A 16,391-nucleotide genomic window follows, 5' to 3' on the forward strand; every position below is an offset into this window, starting at 1 on the left:
CACTTGAAATCCATTTTGGGCGTGTCGTCTTGCAGTGAGCGGCGCGGCATGCATGCGCTTGCAGTTGTGGTTGTCCCAGCTATCCCACTGTCCTAGCAGGTGCGCCGACCTGCTGAGCTGTCTGGGACGACACCGGGCGGACTGTGTCCCACGTGTCCCCAGCTCCGCCCCCCATGCTTCAGCGGACCGGCTGTACCGATGCTGAAACGTGCGGGACGGGGTGGAGGACCTTGGGACGGCCTATCTAGCTGCTTCGGTCGGTCGCAGAGTCCTCGTCGAACGCGGGCACAATGCGGGCACAAACAGCCGCATTTGCCCAGGACTGGCCGGACAGGGCCGATGACGGCCTGACACGTTCCCGATCCGGCAGTGACGGCGTTTCCGTAGGTCAGCGGCTGATCGATGGTCAGGTTGAGCGGAGGGTGTGGGATTCGAACCCACGATGACGGTCACCCGCCATACCGGTTTTCAAGACCAGCGCACTCGGCCACTATGCGAACCCTCCAGGCGGACTCCGCCGAAGGTCGAGGATAGCGCAGGGAGCGTGGGCGGAATCGGAGTGCGGGGGCGGGGGTAGGCCGGTACGGTGTGCGGAGCGGCGGGGTCGTCGCGGGTACGGACGGAGGTGGGAGCAATGTCTACGTCGTTCGAGGACATGGCACACACCGTCCGGTCGGTGCGCTGACGCGGCTGACCGGGCGGACCGCCGGCTGGAGAAGCCGGTGTCCCGTCGTTCCGTCATGCCCTCAGGAGTTCAGATGCGTTCCCTTGGTGCGTACGTCGTTCCGGCCGAGCTCGGTGGCGACTTCCGCAAGATCTTCCCGGCCGCGATCATCTCCAACCTCGGCGACGGCGCCATGCTCGCCGCCGGGCCGTTGCTGGTCGCCTCGATCACCACCCAGCCGGCGGCCGTCGGAGCCGCCGCGTTCGTGCAGCAGCTGCCGTGGCTGCTGTTCGCGCTGTTCAGCGGCGTCCTCGTCGATCGGCTCGACCGGCGCCTGATGATCGTTGCCGCTGACACCTTTCGCGCACTGGTGCTGGCCGCGCTCGGTGCCGCCGTACTGTTCCACACTTCTCCGCTCTGGGCGGTCTACGCTGCCCTGTTCCTGCTAGGTACCGCAGAAACCCTTGCAGACAACGCATCCGGCGCACTGCTCGTTAGCGCCGTACCTAAGGAGCACCTAGGCCAGGCGAATGCACGGCTGTTCGCCAGCGGCACGGTGCTTCAGCAACTCGGTGGACCACCGTTGGGTGCGTTGCTGTTCGCTGCTGGTGCCGGCATCCCGCTTGTCTTCAACGCAGTCACCTTTGCAGCAGCCGCGGCTCTCGTAGCGCGAGTCGCCGTACGGCCGCCGTTGCCCGACCCTGCTACGCGTGCGGCGCTCTGGGACGAAGTACGTGAAGGTGTCCGGTGGCTCTGGCAGCACTCCGGCGTACGGACGTTGGCCCTGTCGATTCTTGTCATGAACATCACCTTCTGCGCGGCCTTCGCGACCTGGGTGCTGTTCGCTCGCGAGCGGCTCGGGTTGACCGACACCCAGTTCGGTCTGCTCGTGTCGGTCGGCGCGGTGGGCGGCGTGCTCGGAATGCCGGCGTACCACTTCCTGGAGCCGCGGGTCGGCGCGGTGACGCTGCTCCGGGTCGGGCTGGTCATAGAGACGACCATCCACCTCATCTTGGCGCTCACCAGGGACCCATGGGTGGCCGGCGCGACCATGGCCGTGTTCGGCGTCCACGCGGTGGTGTGGGGCATTGTCTCGACTACTACGCGTCAGCTAGCCACTCCGGAGCAGTTGATGGGCAGGGTCAACAGTGTGTATCTCCTGGCCTCGGTGGGCGGTGCTGCGATTGGTTCGGCGCTGGGCGGCGTACTGGCGCAACGGTTCGGGCTGGCTGCTCCGTTCGCGATCGCCTTCGTGGCGATGGTGGTGACGACGCTGGTGGCATGGCGTCCGTTGCGACACGTTGCGGTACGGCGAGTGCCCGCTACGGAGTGAAATCGGCTGGAAGGGGCCGGCGAACGCTTGCTAGTGTTCGCCAGCCGCCGAGATGACCCGATGGGAGCGCTTCGCCATGCCCGCAGCCGCGTCACTCGGCCTCCCGAACGTCCGCGGGCGGGTCCCGCTGCTGGCCGGTCTGGCGATCGACTCGTTCGGCGGCGGCTGCGCGGGCCCGCTGCTGCTCCTGTACTTCAACAAGGTCGCGGACATCCCGCTCGGCACGGCGGGCATCATGCTGACGGTCGCGACGCTGTTCTCGATCGCGGCGCCGGCCGTCGTCGGGGTGATCGTCGACCGGGTCGGCCCGCGGAACATCGTGGTGGGCGCACAGTTCGCACAGGGACTGGCGTTCACCGGGTTCTTCCTGGGACGGTCGATCTGGCTGCTGTTCCTGTGCTCGCTCGTGATGGCCACCGGGCAGCGGGCGTTCTGGTCGGCGATCTTCAGTCTGCTCGCGGACGTCGCCGACGAGGGCGAGCGGGACAAGTGGTTCGGGCTGGGCGGGATGATGCAGGCGGGTGGTCTGGCCATCGGCGCGTTGGCCGCCGGGTGGCTGCTGGCCATTGGCGGCAACGGACCGTTCCTGGTTGCGATGGCCGTGAACGCCGTGAGTTTCTACCTGGCCGGTCTGCTGCTCCTGCGTCTGCACCCGTCGCACCACGAGCGCACCACGCAAGACAGTGGCCCTGCTCCACTGCTGCGGAAAGACAGGACGTTCCTGGTGCTGATCGGCGCCAACACGTTGCTGGCGCTCTGCACGATGATGCTCGGCGTCGGCATGCCCGTGTACGTCACGGAGGCGCTGACAGTGCCGAAGTGGCTGGTCGGCGTACTGATCGCCGCGACGTCCGTCGTACTGGCGACCGGCCAGACGCTCGTAGTACGCCACACCGAGCGGCGCCGCCGTACGAACGTCATGGTGGTCGCCGGGATCACGTACGCCGCCTGGGCGTTGCTGATGGCGCTACAAGTGCACATCCCGGGCGGGTGGGTCGTACCGGCGCTGGTGCTGGCTACGGCCTGCTACGCGTTCGCCGACGTGCTGCACGCGGCGACCAACAACGCACTGTCGGCCGCCATCTCGCCGGAGGTCGGGCGCGGGAAGTACCTGTCGTACTGGCAGTACTCGTTCACGTTCTCGAGCGTGCTGGCGCCGGGGTTCTTCGCACAGCTCTTCGAGGTGCACCACGAGCTGCCGTGGGTCGTGCTCGCGGGGCTGGCGCTGGTGGCGAGCCTGACGATCTACGTGCTCGCGCGGGTCGCTCCGCGGCTGAGCGCAGGGCGGATCTGAGCGGCGTTTCCTGACCTGTCAGGATGCGTTGCGTTCGATCGAACATCTGTTCTAATGTTGGCTCAGTTCGCGGTTCTCCACCCCGGATTGTCCGGCGGACCGAGCCTCCCACCTCGACGTGGACGGCCCGGCGGACACCGCCGCCCGGGGTTGTGAGGACCCGGGCAGTGGAGAGTCCGCACGCAGATCGGGTACAGCTTGAGGAGGTCAGGCTAGGAGAGGACACCGACAGATGTTGATGGAGCACCGCGGCCACCGGCCGGTCGTGCCTGCCTCCGCGTACGTCGCCCCATCGGCCGTGCTCTGCGGCGCCGTCGTCCTGAGCGAGGGCAGCAGAGTCCTGCACGGTGCGGTGCTGACGGCGGAGAACGGCGAGGTCCGGCTCGGCGAGAACAGTGTGGTGATGGAGAACGCCCTGGTGCGCGGCCGGGCGGATCATCCCGCAGTGGTCGGCGACGCGGTTCTGGTAGGTCCCCATGCGCATGTCAACGGCGCCACGGTCGAGGACGAGGTCTTCATCGCCACGGGCGCTGCGTTGTTCCCCGGTTCCGTCGCCGGCGCAGGCGCGGAGCTCCGGATCAACAGCGTGCTGCATGTGAACTCGCGATTGGCAGCAGGCACGGTCCTCCCGATCGGATGGATCGCGGCCGGCAACCCGGCGCAGCTCTTCTCCCCGGACCGGCACGAGGAGCTGTGGCAGATCCAACGCGAACTGGACTTCCCAGGCACGGTGTACGGCGTGCCCCGCGGCACGCCGATGCGCGAGATCATGGCGCGCCAGTCGGAGTACTACGGTGCACACGCCACGGACCGCGACCTGGATCCAAGCTGAGCCGATCGAACCCGAACCGCCGGAGCGGCCCGGGATGTGCAGCCGGGCTTCGGGCGGTCGGTCAGCGGTCGGTCAGCGGTCGGTCAGCGGTCGGTCAGCGGTCGGTCAGCGGTCGGTCAGCGGTCGGTCAGCGGTCGGTCAGCGGTCGGTCAGCGGTCGGTCAGCGGTCGGTCAGCGGTCGGTCAGCGGTCGGTCAGCGGTCGGTCAGCGGTCGGTCAGCGGTCGGTCAGCGGTCGGTCAGCGGTCGGTCAGCGGTCGGTCAGCGGTCGGTCAGCGGTCGGTCAGCGGTCGGTCAGCGGTCGGTCAGCGGTCGGTCAGCGGTCGGTCAGCGGTCGGTCAGCGGTCGGTCAGCGGTCGGTCAGCGACGAGGACGGCTTCGGTGAGGGACGGCGTACCAGGACCAGTTGGTCGGGCTCGTTCAGCCCGGGCAGCTCACCGACCTCGCAGTCGACGCCGGAGATCAGCTGCTCGACGTCTGCCGCAGTACTGGGCGGGAAGGTGATCGTTCGGTCCGGGAGTTGCAGGACGAGCGGGTCGCCGGGGAGCAGGCGGCAGCGGAGGCCGACGCGCAGGCGGGCCGTCGTCCCGACGGCGAGCGAGGCGATCGCTGCGGCGTGGGCGAGAGGCGCGAGTGGCGCGGGGCGGTTGCTGGACGAGGTACGGCGCCGCAGGCGGTCCGTGAAGGCGTTGGGCGTTCCGCGAACAGCGCGGCGACCTTGTCGTCGCGGAACGTCAGGTGCGGGTCGAGCGGTGCCGGGAGGGTGACGTCCTGGCCGAGCGTCGACTGGTCGGTGATCTCCGCGCCGGCAGCGGCCGGGGTGGTGAACTGGTTGTCTACGACAACCGATCCGTTCATGGCGATCCGCAGGAACGGGGTTCGCAGGCCTCGGCGGGAGTGGAGTTCCGCGTCGAGGCTGAACAGGTCGTCGTACGGCGCGGGGAGGTCGGGCGCGGGGGTGAGCAGCGCCTGGGAACCTCAGTAGGAGGTGGCGAACTCGTCGAGGTCGCCGGCCACACAGCGCCGGAGTGCCGGGCGGTCATCGTGCAACGGCCCGGCCTCCGGCGCCGGACTCACCAGCTTCCGGAGTTCCCGCCGCCGTCGCCGCCCGAGCCACCAGACCCCGAGCCGCCGCCATAGCCCCCACCTTGGCCACCGCCGTCGCCACCACCAGAGCCTTCGCCGTAGCCGCCGCCCTGGCCACCACCAGAGCCTTCGCCGTAGCTGCCGCCCTGGCCACCGCCGTCCCCACCACCAGTGCCTTCGCCGTAGCCACCGCCCTGGTCACTGCGCTCGCCACCGCCCTGGCCGCCGCCGTCTCCGCCACCGGAGCCTTCGCCGTAGCCGCCGCCTCCACCGGAGCCGGAGTCGCCACCCTGGCCGTAGCCGCCGCCGCCGGAACCCGAGTCCCCACCGTCGCCATAGCCGCCACCGGAACCGCCGGAGTCACCACCACTGCCGTACCCGCCGCCGGCTCCACCATCGGCGCCGTCGTCCTGGCCACCTCGCGAAGCTCCACCGTCCGCAGACCCTTCGCCGGACCCACCGCCCGAGCCAGAGTCACCGCCTTGGCCGTAACCGCCACCCGAGCCCGAGTCCCCGCCGTCGCCATAGCCACCGCCGCCACCGGAACCACCGGAGTCACCGCCCTGGCCGTAACCGCCGCCACCGCCGGAGCCGGAGTCACCGCCCCCGTACCCGCCGGCTCCACCATCGGCGCCGCCGTCCGCGGTGTCCTCGCGGGAGCCGCCCTCGGACGAGTCGCCGTAGCCACCACCGGGCGAAGCCGACTCACCGGACGAGCCGTAGCCGCCCTCCGACCGTTCGCCGTCGTTCGAGCCTCCGTACCCGCCCTGGTTCTCGGAGGAGGTGTTCATGTCGTCGTCATTGAGACCCATTGTGCTGCTCCCTTCGCGAACGGCCAGAAAGAAGTTGCCCAGTGAAACCGAACGGGCACCTGGCCATCTTGTGCGCAAAGTGGACCTCGGCTAAACCCTCCGCCGCGTTACAGCGCCGACTCGATTGTCACCGCACCAGATCCGACAGCACCTTCACAAATCCATCGGTGACATCCTCCGGCCGTACGGCGATCCGCAACCAGTCTGGCCCCAACCCGGGGAACGTGTCGCCCCGTCGTACCGCGAAACCCTGTGTACGCAGGGATTCCCGCACCTCCACAGCACCCGGCACGTGCACGAGAACGAACGGCGCCCGCGGTAGGCCGTACACCGAAACGCCCGGAACCGTACCGAGACTGTCAAGCAAATGGACACGCTGCCGTTCGATGTCGAGCGCCGCCTGGGCCGCCTCCACCACGGAACGCTCGTTGCTGCAGGCAATCGCCGCCGCGAGTGCAGGAGTGGACACCGGCCAGTGCGGCTGGACCGCGGCCAACTGCTCGATCAGGCTCGCGTGCGCGAGGACGTACCCGATCCGCAGCCCGGCCAGCCCCCACGTCTTCGTCAGGCTCCGGACCACCACCAGCCCGGGGATCGACGCGCCGGCGAGCGACTCGGGCTCGCCGGGTACGGCGTCCATGAACGCCTCGTCGACGACCAGGATCCGGTCGGGCCGCGCGAGCTCGCGGAGGTCGTCGGCGCGGTGCAGTACCGACGTCGGGTTGGTCGGGTTGCCGATGACAACCAGATCGGCGTCGCGCGGTACGGCGGCGGGATCGAGCACGAACCCGTCCTCCGGCCGCAGGATCACGCGGTCGACCAGGTGCCCGGCCGAACGGAGCGCCGCCTCCGGCTCGGTGAACTGCGGGTGTACCACGACCGGGTGCCGCGGCCGGAACGCCCGCGCGATCAGCACGAACGCCTCCGCCGCACCCGCGGTCAGCAGTACCCGGTCGGGCGCGACCCCGTGCCGTCCAGCGACAGCAGCTATCGCGGCATCAGGCCGTGGGTACGCCGCCAAGTCCGTGAGGCTCTCGGTGATCGCGGCCAGCAGCCAGGGCGGCGGGGTGCCCGCGCGGACGTTGACGGCGAGGTCGACGAGCCCCTCGCCGACCTCGAGATCGCCGTGATGTTCCAGATCAAACCCATCCAGCACGCTCAGGAGGCTAACGTGTCAGCGGGTTTTCCGGACCAGGCGGTCCGCGCACTGGTCAGCGCGGGGTGACGGAGTACCGGCGGTTCTGCAGGGAGGGGTTCCGCTTGCGTACGTCGGCCAGGCGCTCGGCGGAGATCTCGGCGTACGCGATCCCGTCCGACTCGCCTACGGAGGCCAGTGCGATGCCTTGCGGGTCTACGACCTGGCTGAGGCCGCAGTACTTCTTACCGTTCTGTGCGGCTGCTGCGACGTAGCAGGTGTTCTCTACGGCGCGTGCCGTGAGCAGGGTGGTCCAGTGGTGTTCCTTGAGCGGTCCACGGACCCAGGCGGCTGGGACGACCAGTACCTCGGCGCCGGCGTCTACGAGCGCACGGGACAGCTCCGGGAAACGTAGGTCGTAGCAGGTCATCAGCCCGAGCTGATGGTCTCCGACTTGGATCACCACCGGCGCTACGTCGCCTGCTGTCAGCTGGTCGGACTCCTTGTACCCAAAGGCGTCGTACAGATGGATCTTGCGGTAAGCGCCTAGCAGTACGCCGTCTGCGCCCACTGCGAGCAGGGTGTTGTACGGGCGGTGCTGGTCGCAGCTGAGCTCGAACATGCCGGCCACGATCGCCACGTTGTGTTCGACGGCCGCCTTCCGGAGCGTCGCGACGAACTCCCCGTCCAGGGACTCGGCGGCGTCCGCGACCGACTCTCCCTCGACGGCGAAGTCGGACATCATCGCTTCCGGCAGTACGACGAGGTCCGGCCGGCCGTGTGCCGCGTCCGCGACCAGGCGGGTGACCAGGTCCCGGTTGGCGGCCTTGTCGTAGCTGCTGGCGGTCTGCACCACGGCGATCCTCATCTCTCCATGGTGCCGCACAACGCGGGGCTTGAACCTCCCGTTACGGCAGGACCTACCGTCGAGGACATGGACATCGAGAACAGGACCTGGCGGGTCGGCGAACTGGCCGACGCCACGGGGCTCAGCGTCCGGACCCTGCATCACTACGACGAGATCGGCTTGCTGCGGCCGGGGTGGCGGAGTGCGTCCGGGCATCGGCAGTACGACGCGACCGACGTACGGCGGCTGCATCGGATTGTCGCGTTGCGCGGGTTCGGGCTGGCGCTGGCGGAGATCGGGCAGGTGCTCGACGGGGAGCTGACGGATCCGCGCGCGCTGATCCGGACGCAACTCGAGGTCGTCGAGGAGCAACTCGCGGCGGCGACGCAGGTCCGGGACAAGTTGCTCGGCGTGCTGGACGGACTCGAGAAGACGGCTGAACCGTCCGCTCAAACACTCATCGAGCTCATTGAGGTGACAACAGCTATGAACCGGACACTGACGCACCAGGAATTCCAGCAGCTGGCGGAGACCCGCCGCCAACTCACCGAGAGCCTCTCCGCGGAGGAACTCGAAGCGATGTCGGCCCGGCGCCGACAGGCGATGGAGGCGCTGACGCCGGAGGAACGCGAACGCATGCACCGAGCACGCGAGGCCCTCGTCCCCCACGACTGAACGGTACGGGGGTGGGAGACTGCGGGGGTGGAGTTTGACGCGGTGGTGTTGGCCGGGGGTGGGTCCACGCGATTCGGGGGTGTGGACAAGGCGATGCTGGTGCTGGATGGGGTGTCGTTGCTGGATCGGGTGTTGACGGCGACGGCGGGGGCGGTGGCGACTGTGGTGGTAGGGCCGGTGCGTACTGCGTGCCGGGAGGTCAGCTGGACCTTGGAGGAGCCGCCTTCCGGGGGGCCGGTCGCCGGGCTGGCTGCGGGGCTGGGGTACGGCGTGGCGCCGGTTGTTGTGGTGGTCAGCTGTGACCTGCCGTGGATCACCGCCGCCGACGTACAGACGCTGGTCGACGGGCTGGGCCCGCGGGATGGGTTTGGGTTGCGGGATGGGGGTGGGCGGGAGCAGTGGTTGGCGGCGGCTTATCGGCGCGGTGCGTTGGCGGGGGCGATTGCCCAGGTGGGGGATCCGCGGGACAAGTCGGTACGGCGTACTCTCGCCGGGCTCGACCTCGCCTGGACTGAGCCGTCCCATGCGGGTGACGACGTCGACACCTGGGCTGATCTCGACGGCTGAAAACCGCTGGACGGTGCCCGTAGGTTCGTCTGCATGGATGTCGCGCAACTGGTCGAGGACGCACTCCACGTCAAGGCCGGCACAACTACGGAGCGCACCGGTGGGCAGCTCAGCACCGTGTACGAGGTGCAGACCGCGGACGACCCGGTGATCGTGAAGGTCTACGCGCCCGAGTGGCGCTGGAAGCAGGCCAAAGAGGTCCACGTCTACCGCATGCTCGAACCCGCGGTCGGCGGGCAGGTGCCGAAGGTGCTGCATGTCGGCGACGGCGTCACGATTCTCAGCAAGCTCGACGGCGTACCGCTCTCGCAGACACAACCGGCCGACTGGCGTACGACGTACGCGCAGCTTGGCGGGCTGCTCCGGAAGATCCACTCCATCGGGCAACCGGAGTACGGCTACCTGACCGACCAGATCCTCGACCCGCTGCCGGACAACGACCGGTACATGCGCCGCCAGTTCGCCAAGAAGCTCCGCGAGTTCGAAGAACTCGAAGGCAACCCGGAGCTTCACGCGAAGATCGCCGACCACGTCGAGCGCCACCAGCACCTGTTCGCGGACAACGAGGCCGCTGTCCTCTGCCACAACGACTTCCACGAAGGCAACATCCTGGTGGACCCAGCGACCTGGCGGATCAACGGCTTCATCGACGTCGAGAACGCGATCGCCGCCGACCCGCTCGTCGACCTCGCGAAGACGATCCAGTACTCCGCACACGACAACGCCGACAAACTCGCCGGCCTGTACGACGGGTACGGCGCCGTACCGCAGGACCGGATCGACCTCTACCGGCTGTACCACTCGCTCGAACTCTGGGACTGGTTCAAGTCGATAGGCGAGACCACCTACCTCGACAGCATCGCCCAGGACATGGAGAAGCTGGTCCAGTAAGTTGGGCGGCATGCGAGCTGTCGTGTGTGATGGTGCCGGCGGAATCGACGTGCTCGGGATCGGCGAGATCCCGGACCCGGAGCCTGCTGTCGACGAGGTCGTGATCGACGTCGTCGCGGCCGGCGTGAACCGGGCCGACCTGCTGCAGCGCCAGGGTTTCTACCCGCCGCCGCCCGGTGCGCCCGGCACGATCGGGCTCGAGGTGTCGGGCCGGATCGCCGCGGTCGGCGCGGAGGTCGAGGGCTGGGCGGTCGGTGACGAGTGCTGCGCGCTGCTGGCCGGCGGCGGGTACGCCGAGAAGGTCGTCGTACCGGCGCCGCAGGTGATGCCGGTGCCGGACGGGGTCGACCTGGGCAGCGCGGCCGCGCTGCCGGAGGTCGTGGCGACGGTCTGGTCGAACATCTTCATGACCGCGCACCTGAAGGCCGGCGAGACGCTGCTCGTGCACGGCGGATCGTCCGGGATCGGGACGATGGCGATCCAGCTCGGTGTCGCGCACGGCGCGCGGGTGCTGACCACGGTCGGGTCCCGGGAGAAGATGGAGTTCTGTACCCGGCTCGGCGCGGACGTCGCGATCAACTACAAGGAAGCCGAGTGGCCGTCCGTGGTCAAGGAGGCCACGAAGGGCGCGGGCGCCGACGTGATCCTCGACATCATGGGCGCGAAGTACCTGTCGGACAACGTGAAGACGCTCGCCTTCGACGGGCGCCTGGTGGTGATCGGCATGCAGGGCGGCGCGACCGGTGAGCTGGATCTCGGCCGGTTGATGAGCCGCCGCGGGTCGGTGATCGCGACCGGTCTGCGGTTCCGGTCGGTCGAGGACAAGGGCCGGATCCTCGCCGAGGTGGTCGGCCATGTCTGGCCGCTGGTCGCGGAGAAGACGGTCCGCCCGATCGTGCACTCCACGTTCCCGCTCGCCGAGGTCGCCAAGGCGCACGAGACCCTCGAACAGTCCACCCAGCTCGGCAAGGTGCTCCTCACCATCTGACGCGGACCTCCAGCACTCACCAACGGACGGCTCCGCCGTCGTCCCACGCTCAGCACGTCGGTCTGCGCGTGGCGCACACCGACTTGGTGAGTGCTGGAGATCCGCACCGTCGGCTCATGGGGCAGTCGGCAGGTTGGCGGCGGCCCATTCCGGGTCGGGCTCGACCAACTGGATAACGTCGATCCACGTCCCGGCCGGGTCACGGACGAAGAAGTGGCGTTGGCCGAAGGGCTCCGTCACGGGCTCGCCCTCCAGTCGTACGCCGCCTTCGCGGAGCGCGTTGGCGACCTTGTCGGCGTCGTCCACGACGAAGCCGAACACATTGCCGGTCTCGGGGAGTGCCGATACGGCCGCCGGGATCGTCGGGTGGCCGCGCTCCATGATCGCGAGCTCCCAGTCCGCCGTACCGCGGCGCACCGTGATGAACCAGCCGAGGTCGATCCCGACCTGCAGGTCGAGGTACTGCGTGTAGAAGGCGGCGACGTCCGCGGGCCGGTCGGTGACCACGGTCGCGCCGAATGCTGCGGGTTGCATACATTCTCCTAAGTACTACAGCTGTCGTTGTTGTGTACGACAGTTGTAGTGGATCTCCTGCTACGCTGTCAACATGCCCGCGAATCCGGAACGCCGTACCCAGCTCGCCGACGCCGGCCTCGACGTACTCGCCACCCAGGGCGCCCGCGGCCTGACCCACCGCGCCGTCGACGCCGCGGCCGGACTTCCCGCCGGTACGGCGTCCAACTACTTCAAGTCCCGCGACGCGCTGCTCGGCGCGCTCGGCGAGCGGATCTTCGAACGACTCGCCCCCGACGAGGCCGTCCTCGAACCGCTGGCGAAGCGCGAGCCCGGCCTGGACCTCGCGATCGACTACGTGCACTACATCGTCGAGCGGCTGCTCGCCCGCCCCGACCTCACGCTCGCCCTGTTCGAGCTCCGCCTCGAAGCGGCCCGCCGGCCCGGCCTGCACGAGATCCTGTCCCGCACCCTCCGGCAGGGGTTCGACGCGGACGTCGCGTTCCACGCGCACGCCGGCCTGCCGGGCGGCGCCGAGGAGATCCGGCTGCTGCATTTCGCGATCGACGGCCTGATGCTCGACCAGCTGACCCCGGGCACCGGCCGTCCGTACGACGTGAACGCGATCACCGAGCGTCTGGTCCGCCGCCTGAACCGGGAGGATTGACGACTCGCATACCCAGTATGCATACTCGGTATCCATGTCGATCAAGCATGGATTGCTGGCGCTGCTCCAGGACGAGCCGAAGTACGGCTACCAGCTGCGCGGCGAGTTCGAAGCCGCCACCGGGGCGACCTGGCCGCTGAACATCGGGCAGGTCTACACCACGCTCACCCGCCTGGAGCGCGACGGACTGGTCCGGGCCGCGTCCAGCGAGGGCGACGGCCGGTCGATGTACGAGATCACCGACGCCGGCCGGACCGAGCTGGCGAACTGGTTCGCGACGCCGGTGACCCGGGAGTCCCGGCCACGCGACGAACTCGCGATCAAGCTCGCCCTCGCGCTCGCCGTACCGGGTGTGGACGTCAGCGCCGTGGTCCAGCGGCAGCGGATGTCGACGATGCAGTCGCTGCAGGAGCTGACCCGGCTGAAGCGGAACAGCGCCGAGGCCGAGATCTCCTGGCAGCTCGTGATCGAGTCGATGATCTTCGGCGCCGAGGCAGAGATCCGCTGGCTCGACCACTGCGAGGCAATGCTCTTACGCCACCGCGGAAAACCCCGCGCCGTGCCGCAGAAGTACGACGCCCCGGAGGAACAGGAGACCCGCTCATGATCCTCGACATCCGCAACCTGACCAGGACCCACGGCGACGGCGAGCAGGCCGTACACGCCTTGCGTGGCGTGGATCTGGGCGTCGCCGCCGGCGAACTGGTCGCCGTCATGGGCCCGTCCGGTTCCGGCAAGTCGACGTTGCTGACCTGCGCCGGCGGTCTCGACCGCCCGACCAGTGGCGAGGTGCTTGTCGATGGCAACGACCTGGCGACCCTCGGCACGAACGCCGTGGCCGCGCTCCGCCGGCGCCGGATCGGCTACGTGTTCCAGGACTTCAACCTGATCCCGGCCCTCACCGCCGCCGAGAACGTCGCGCTACCGCTCGAACTGGACGGCACGCGGAGCCGCAGCGCCCGCAAGTATGCCGTCACCGCGCTGGAGGAGGTCGGCATCGGCGACCTCGCGGACCGCTTCCCCGACGACATGTCCGGCGGCCAGCGGCAGCGGGTCGCGATCGCCCGCGCGATCGTCGGCGAGCGCCGCCTGCTGCTCGCGGACGAGCCGACCGGTGCGCTCGACTCGGACACCGGTGAGGCCGTACTGCGGCTGCTCCGCGACCGTTGCGACCAGCACGGCATCGGCGGCGTACTCGTCACGCACGACGCCCGCCACGCCGCCTGGGCGGACCGCGTGGTCTACCTGCGCGACGGCGTACTCGTGGGCCAGTCGGGGCCGCTTCTCGACGCGGACGCGCTGCTGCAGGAGAGCAACTGATGGGCCAGTGGGGGCCGCCGCTACGGATCGCTCGGCGGACGGCGCGAAGATCGCTCGGGCGGACGCTGCTCGTCGCGGCGCTGATCGGGCTGCCGGTGCTGGCCGCGACCTGGCTGGGCATCGTCCTGAAGACCGCGAGTCCGAGCGGCGAGGCGCTGGCGAACAACACGATCGGGCGCGCCGACGCGCGGCTCGACGTCACGCAGTACGACAAGGTCCAGGTCACGCCGGGGCAGGAGATCTACGGCGAGCCGCCGCCTGCCGACGGGCATGACAAGGCCGTACGGACACCGAGTACGTTCGACCCGTTGCCGCTGCTGCCGCCCGGGAGCAAAGTCGCGCGGCAGCTCGTCGACTCCGGGATGGCCGAGCTGCGGACCGCGGACTCGCGGACCTCCGCCACGCTGATCGTCGGCGACGGCGCGAATCCGCTGGCCACCGGGACGGTCAAGGTGGACAAGGGGCGGATGCCCGCGAAGGCCGACGAGGTCGCGATCTCCCCTGCGCTGGCGAAGAAGCTCGGGTCGTCCGACACCGTGGTGAGCGCCGATGGTACGAAGTACACAGTGGTCGGCATCGCCCGGATGCTCACCAACCAGAGCACGCCGACCGTCTTCGGTACGCCGGACAACGCCCTGGCCGAGCCTGACCCGACCCGCACCGTCCAGTACCTCGTCGACCTGCCGGATGCGGTCGACTCTGATCAACTCGGTGCGAAGCTCGTCGACCAGGGCCTCTTTCTCTTGCCGCGGGCAACCATCATCGACCCGCCGCCGTCGCCGTACGGCACCTCCGCGGCCGATCTCGGTCCGTACGCCGCGATGGCGCTGGTGATCGGGTTCGGGATCCTGGAGATCGTGCTGCTGGCCGGGACCGCGTTCGCGGTCGGGGCGCGCCGGCAGACCCGGGAGCTCGGCCTGGTGATGGCCGCCGGTGGTACGCCGGGCGACGTACGGCGGATCGTCGTGACGCAGGGGCTGTTCGCCGGGCTGGTCGGGGTGCTCGGCGGACTCGTGATCGCGGGCGTCACCGTGTTCAGCGCGAAGCCGCTCTGGGAGGCGATGACCGACTCGATCTTCACCGCCTGGCAGATCCCGTGGGGGACGATCGCCGGGATCGCGGTCCTCGGGGTCGGCGCCGGGCTCGCGGCGGCCGTCGTACCGGCGATCAGCGCCGGCCGGCAGGCACCGATGGCGGCGCTGGCCGGGCGGTTCACGGTGACCTCGAAGGCGGCGCGGATCCGGATCGTCGCCGTCGTGTTGCTGGCCGTCGGACTGGTCTGCGTGTTCGCGGGCAGCGCCCAGCTCGGGGCGGCGCTGAAGTCGGCGCGGAGTTCACAGTTGGGCAACCAAGCGACGGCGACACCGAACGGCCCGATCGCGCTGGTGCTGCTCGGGATCACGGCCGCCGTCATCGCGCTGGTGTGGATGCTGCCGAGCCTGGTCGCGAAGGCCGCCGGCCTGGCCCGGATGCTGCCGTTGAGCGGCCGGATGGCGCTCCGCGACGCGTCCCGGCACCGGCACCGGACAGGTCCCGCGACCGCGGCGATCATGATGGCGGTCGCGGGTACGGCGGCGGTCGCGTTCGCCGCCGCCAACTCGATCGCGGCGGACGCGGCGAACTACGTCGCGGTCAGCAAGCACGGCAACGCCGTACTGCGGTTCGATCAGGGCGTCCCGGGGGCGCTGACGTACCGGCCGGAGCTGATCACCAGCCTGGACGGGATCCTGCCGGTCCGGCAGCAGTACGAGCTCGGCGACGTACTGCTGCCGAACGCGAAGGCCAACCAGTACGGCTACACGCCGGTCCTCGCGGTCGCGACGCCGCAGAACTTCGAGGGATCCGACGGGTTCACGCTGCTGGCGGTGGACCCGGCGTTCGTCGCGACGTTCGGCGCGTACGGCGAACAGGTGGCGGCCGGGATGCGGGACGGCAAGGTCGTCCTGCCGGGCGTTCCGTTGCAGGCGGGGCAGAAGGTTGCCATGCACAACGATGACAGCGAGCACCTGCTGCGGAACCTGGACGCGGTCTCGTACGGCAAACCGCCAGCGGTGCAGTTCCTCCGCGACACCGCGCTGATCAGTCCGGAGGCGGCGCGGAAGCTCGGCACGGTCCGGGTCTCCGAGGTGCATTTCGAGCTGACCCGCGATCCGTCGAAGGATCAGCTCGCCGCAGTCAGCCGGCTGCTCGGGTCCGACGAGGGCCTGACGGTGGAGAAGGGGTACCAGAACCCGGGACGGCTGTTCCTGATCGGGATCCTGCTCGCGGCCACCGTCGTGACGTTGCTGGGTGTCGCGATCTCGGTGTCGCTGTCGGCCGCCGAGGGCCGGGCCGATCTCGCGACACTGGCCGCGATCGGTGCCCCGCCACGGCGCCGGCGCTCGCTCGCGGCGGCCCAGGCGTGGGTGCTCGGTCAGCTGGGCTGCGTGCTGGGCGTGGGGGTCGGCGCGCTGTACGGGTACACCGCGCACACCGCGTTCGGGTCGCCGCGCTTCACGGTCCCGTGGGCGGAGCTCGCCGGCATCGTGGTCGTCGTACCGCTGTTCGCCGGCCTGCTCGCCTGGCTGCTCACGCGGTCCCGGCTACCGATGGTCAGTCGCGTCGATTAGCGCGATCTCGGGGTAGGCGACGGGATACGGGGGTGTGCTGGTGATGCGCCATTGGCCGCAGGCGCACTGCTGGTACACCACCAGGCCCTCGCTGACCTGGTGGCTGGAGACCGCGCTCCAGCGGTGCCGGTGGGTGTCTGTCATGGAACCATCGTGATGT

The 16,391-nt window shown here is 69.5% G+C and carries 17 protein-coding genes and 1 tRNA gene; 11 read left to right on the forward strand and 7 right to left on the reverse strand.

Annotated elements, in window-relative coordinates:
- Positions 1-416 precede the first annotated feature (416 nt).
- Positions 417-505: transfer RNA gene (locus ACQHIV_RS29295), tRNA-Ser, on the reverse strand.
- Positions 506-758: 253 nt separating this feature from the next.
- Between ACQHIV_RS29295 and ACQHIV_RS29300 the strand changes: the two genes are divergently transcribed.
- The 3 genes from ACQHIV_RS29300 to ACQHIV_RS29310 all read left to right on the forward strand — a co-directional run bounded on the left by ACQHIV_RS29300 (position 759) and on the right by ACQHIV_RS29310 (position 4,123).
- Positions 759-1,997, forward strand: coding sequence for an MFS transporter (locus ACQHIV_RS29300; RefSeq protein ID WP_427887046.1), 1,239 nt, complete (start codon positions 759-761; stop codon positions 1,995-1,997).
- A 76-nt stretch (positions 1,998-2,073) separates the two neighbouring features.
- Positions 2,074-3,291, forward strand: a complete 1,218-nt coding sequence (locus ACQHIV_RS29305; RefSeq protein WP_427887048.1) for an MFS transporter — start codon at positions 2,074-2,076, stop codon at positions 3,289-3,291.
- Positions 3,292-3,523: 232 nt separating this feature from the next.
- Complete coding sequence (locus ACQHIV_RS29310) at positions 3,524-4,123, forward strand: gamma carbonic anhydrase family protein (protein WP_427887049.1); 600 nt, start codon at positions 3,524-3,526, stop codon at positions 4,121-4,123.
- A gap of 460 nt (positions 4,124-4,583) precedes the next feature.
- Here ACQHIV_RS29310 and ACQHIV_RS29315 read toward each other — a convergent pair whose 3' ends face one another.
- The 4 genes from ACQHIV_RS29315 to ACQHIV_RS29330 all read right to left on the reverse strand — a co-directional run bounded on the left by ACQHIV_RS29315 (position 4,584) and on the right by ACQHIV_RS29330 (position 8,022).
- Positions 4,584-4,979, reverse strand: coding sequence for a hypothetical protein (locus tag ACQHIV_RS29315; protein ID WP_427887050.1), 396 nt, complete (start codon positions 4,977-4,979; stop codon positions 4,584-4,586).
- 215 nt (positions 4,980-5,194) lie between these two features.
- Positions 5,195-6,019, reverse strand: coding sequence for a hypothetical protein (locus tag ACQHIV_RS29320; RefSeq protein ID WP_427887051.1), 825 nt, complete (start codon positions 6,017-6,019; stop codon positions 5,195-5,197).
- 127 nt (positions 6,020-6,146) lie between these two features.
- Positions 6,147-7,175, reverse strand: a complete 1,029-nt coding sequence (gene cobC, locus ACQHIV_RS29325) for an Rv2231c family pyridoxal phosphate-dependent protein CobC (protein ID WP_427887052.1) — start codon at positions 7,173-7,175, stop codon at positions 6,147-6,149.
- A gap of 55 nt (positions 7,176-7,230) precedes the next feature.
- Entirely contained in the window at positions 7,231-8,022 is a 792-nt protein-coding gene (locus tag ACQHIV_RS29330) for a carbon-nitrogen hydrolase family protein (RefSeq protein WP_427887054.1), read from the reverse strand.
- Between the two features lie 66 nt (positions 8,023-8,088).
- Between ACQHIV_RS29330 and ACQHIV_RS29335 the strand changes: the two genes are divergently transcribed.
- Genes ACQHIV_RS29335 through ACQHIV_RS29350 form a run of 4 tightly spaced genes read left to right on the forward strand, consistent with a single transcriptional unit; the run spans position 8,089 to position 11,122 of the window.
- Entirely contained in the window at positions 8,089-8,676 is a 588-nt protein-coding gene (locus ACQHIV_RS29335; protein WP_427887056.1) for a MerR family transcriptional regulator, read from the forward strand.
- Positions 8,677-8,703: 27 nt separating this feature from the next.
- Positions 8,704-9,243, forward strand: coding sequence for a molybdenum cofactor guanylyltransferase (mobA, locus tag ACQHIV_RS29340; RefSeq protein WP_427887057.1), 540 nt, complete (start codon positions 8,704-8,706; stop codon positions 9,241-9,243).
- Positions 9,244-9,276: 33 nt separating this feature from the next.
- Positions 9,277-10,134 (forward strand): phosphotransferase family protein, encoded by an 858-nt coding sequence (locus tag ACQHIV_RS29345; protein WP_427887059.1) that lies wholly within the window; start codon positions 9,277-9,279, stop codon positions 10,132-10,134.
- Positions 10,135-10,144: 10 nt separating this feature from the next.
- Entirely contained in the window at positions 10,145-11,122 is a 978-nt protein-coding gene (locus ACQHIV_RS29350; protein ID WP_427887061.1) for an NAD(P)H-quinone oxidoreductase, read from the forward strand.
- A gap of 114 nt (positions 11,123-11,236) precedes the next feature.
- Here the strand turns inward: ACQHIV_RS29350 and ACQHIV_RS29355 are convergent, their stop codons facing one another.
- Positions 11,237-11,656 (reverse strand): VOC family protein, encoded by a 420-nt coding sequence (locus tag ACQHIV_RS29355; protein ID WP_427887063.1) that lies wholly within the window; start codon positions 11,654-11,656, stop codon positions 11,237-11,239.
- 73 nt (positions 11,657-11,729) lie between these two features.
- Between ACQHIV_RS29355 and ACQHIV_RS29360 the strand changes: the two genes are divergently transcribed.
- Genes ACQHIV_RS29360 through ACQHIV_RS29375 form a run of 4 tightly spaced genes read left to right on the forward strand, consistent with a single transcriptional unit; the run spans position 11,730 to position 16,231 of the window.
- Positions 11,730-12,302, forward strand: coding sequence for a TetR/AcrR family transcriptional regulator (locus tag ACQHIV_RS29360; protein ID WP_427887065.1), 573 nt, complete (start codon positions 11,730-11,732; stop codon positions 12,300-12,302).
- Between the two features lie 34 nt (positions 12,303-12,336).
- Positions 12,337-12,909 (forward strand): helix-turn-helix transcriptional regulator, encoded by a 573-nt coding sequence (locus ACQHIV_RS29365; RefSeq protein WP_427887067.1) that lies wholly within the window; start codon positions 12,337-12,339, stop codon positions 12,907-12,909.
- The gene (locus ACQHIV_RS29370; protein WP_427887069.1) at positions 12,906-13,622 is read left to right on the forward strand and encodes an ABC transporter ATP-binding protein; all 717 of its coding nucleotides are present in this window, start codon (positions 12,906-12,908) and stop codon (positions 13,620-13,622) included. Before ACQHIV_RS29365 ends, ACQHIV_RS29370 begins: the two co-directional genes overlap by 4 nt.
- Positions 13,622-16,231 carry an FtsX-like permease family protein gene (locus tag ACQHIV_RS29375; protein ID WP_427887071.1) on the forward strand — a complete coding sequence of 870 codons (2,610 nt, stop codon included), beginning with the start codon at positions 13,622-13,624 and terminating at the stop codon, positions 16,229-16,231. The genes ACQHIV_RS29370 and ACQHIV_RS29375 overlap by 1 nt, the downstream gene beginning before the upstream one ends.
- Here the strand turns inward: ACQHIV_RS29375 and ACQHIV_RS29380 are convergent.
- Entirely contained in the window at positions 16,205-16,375 is a 171-nt protein-coding gene (locus ACQHIV_RS29380) for a hypothetical protein (RefSeq protein ID WP_427887073.1), read from the reverse strand. The genes ACQHIV_RS29375 and ACQHIV_RS29380 overlap by 27 nt on opposite strands.
- Positions 16,376-16,391: the final 16 nt, after the last annotated feature.

Origin of the sequence: Kribbella polygonati (genome assembly GCF_050320105.1) — a bacterium.
Lineage (GTDB): Bacteria > Actinomycetota > Actinomycetes > Propionibacteriales > Kribbellaceae > Kribbella.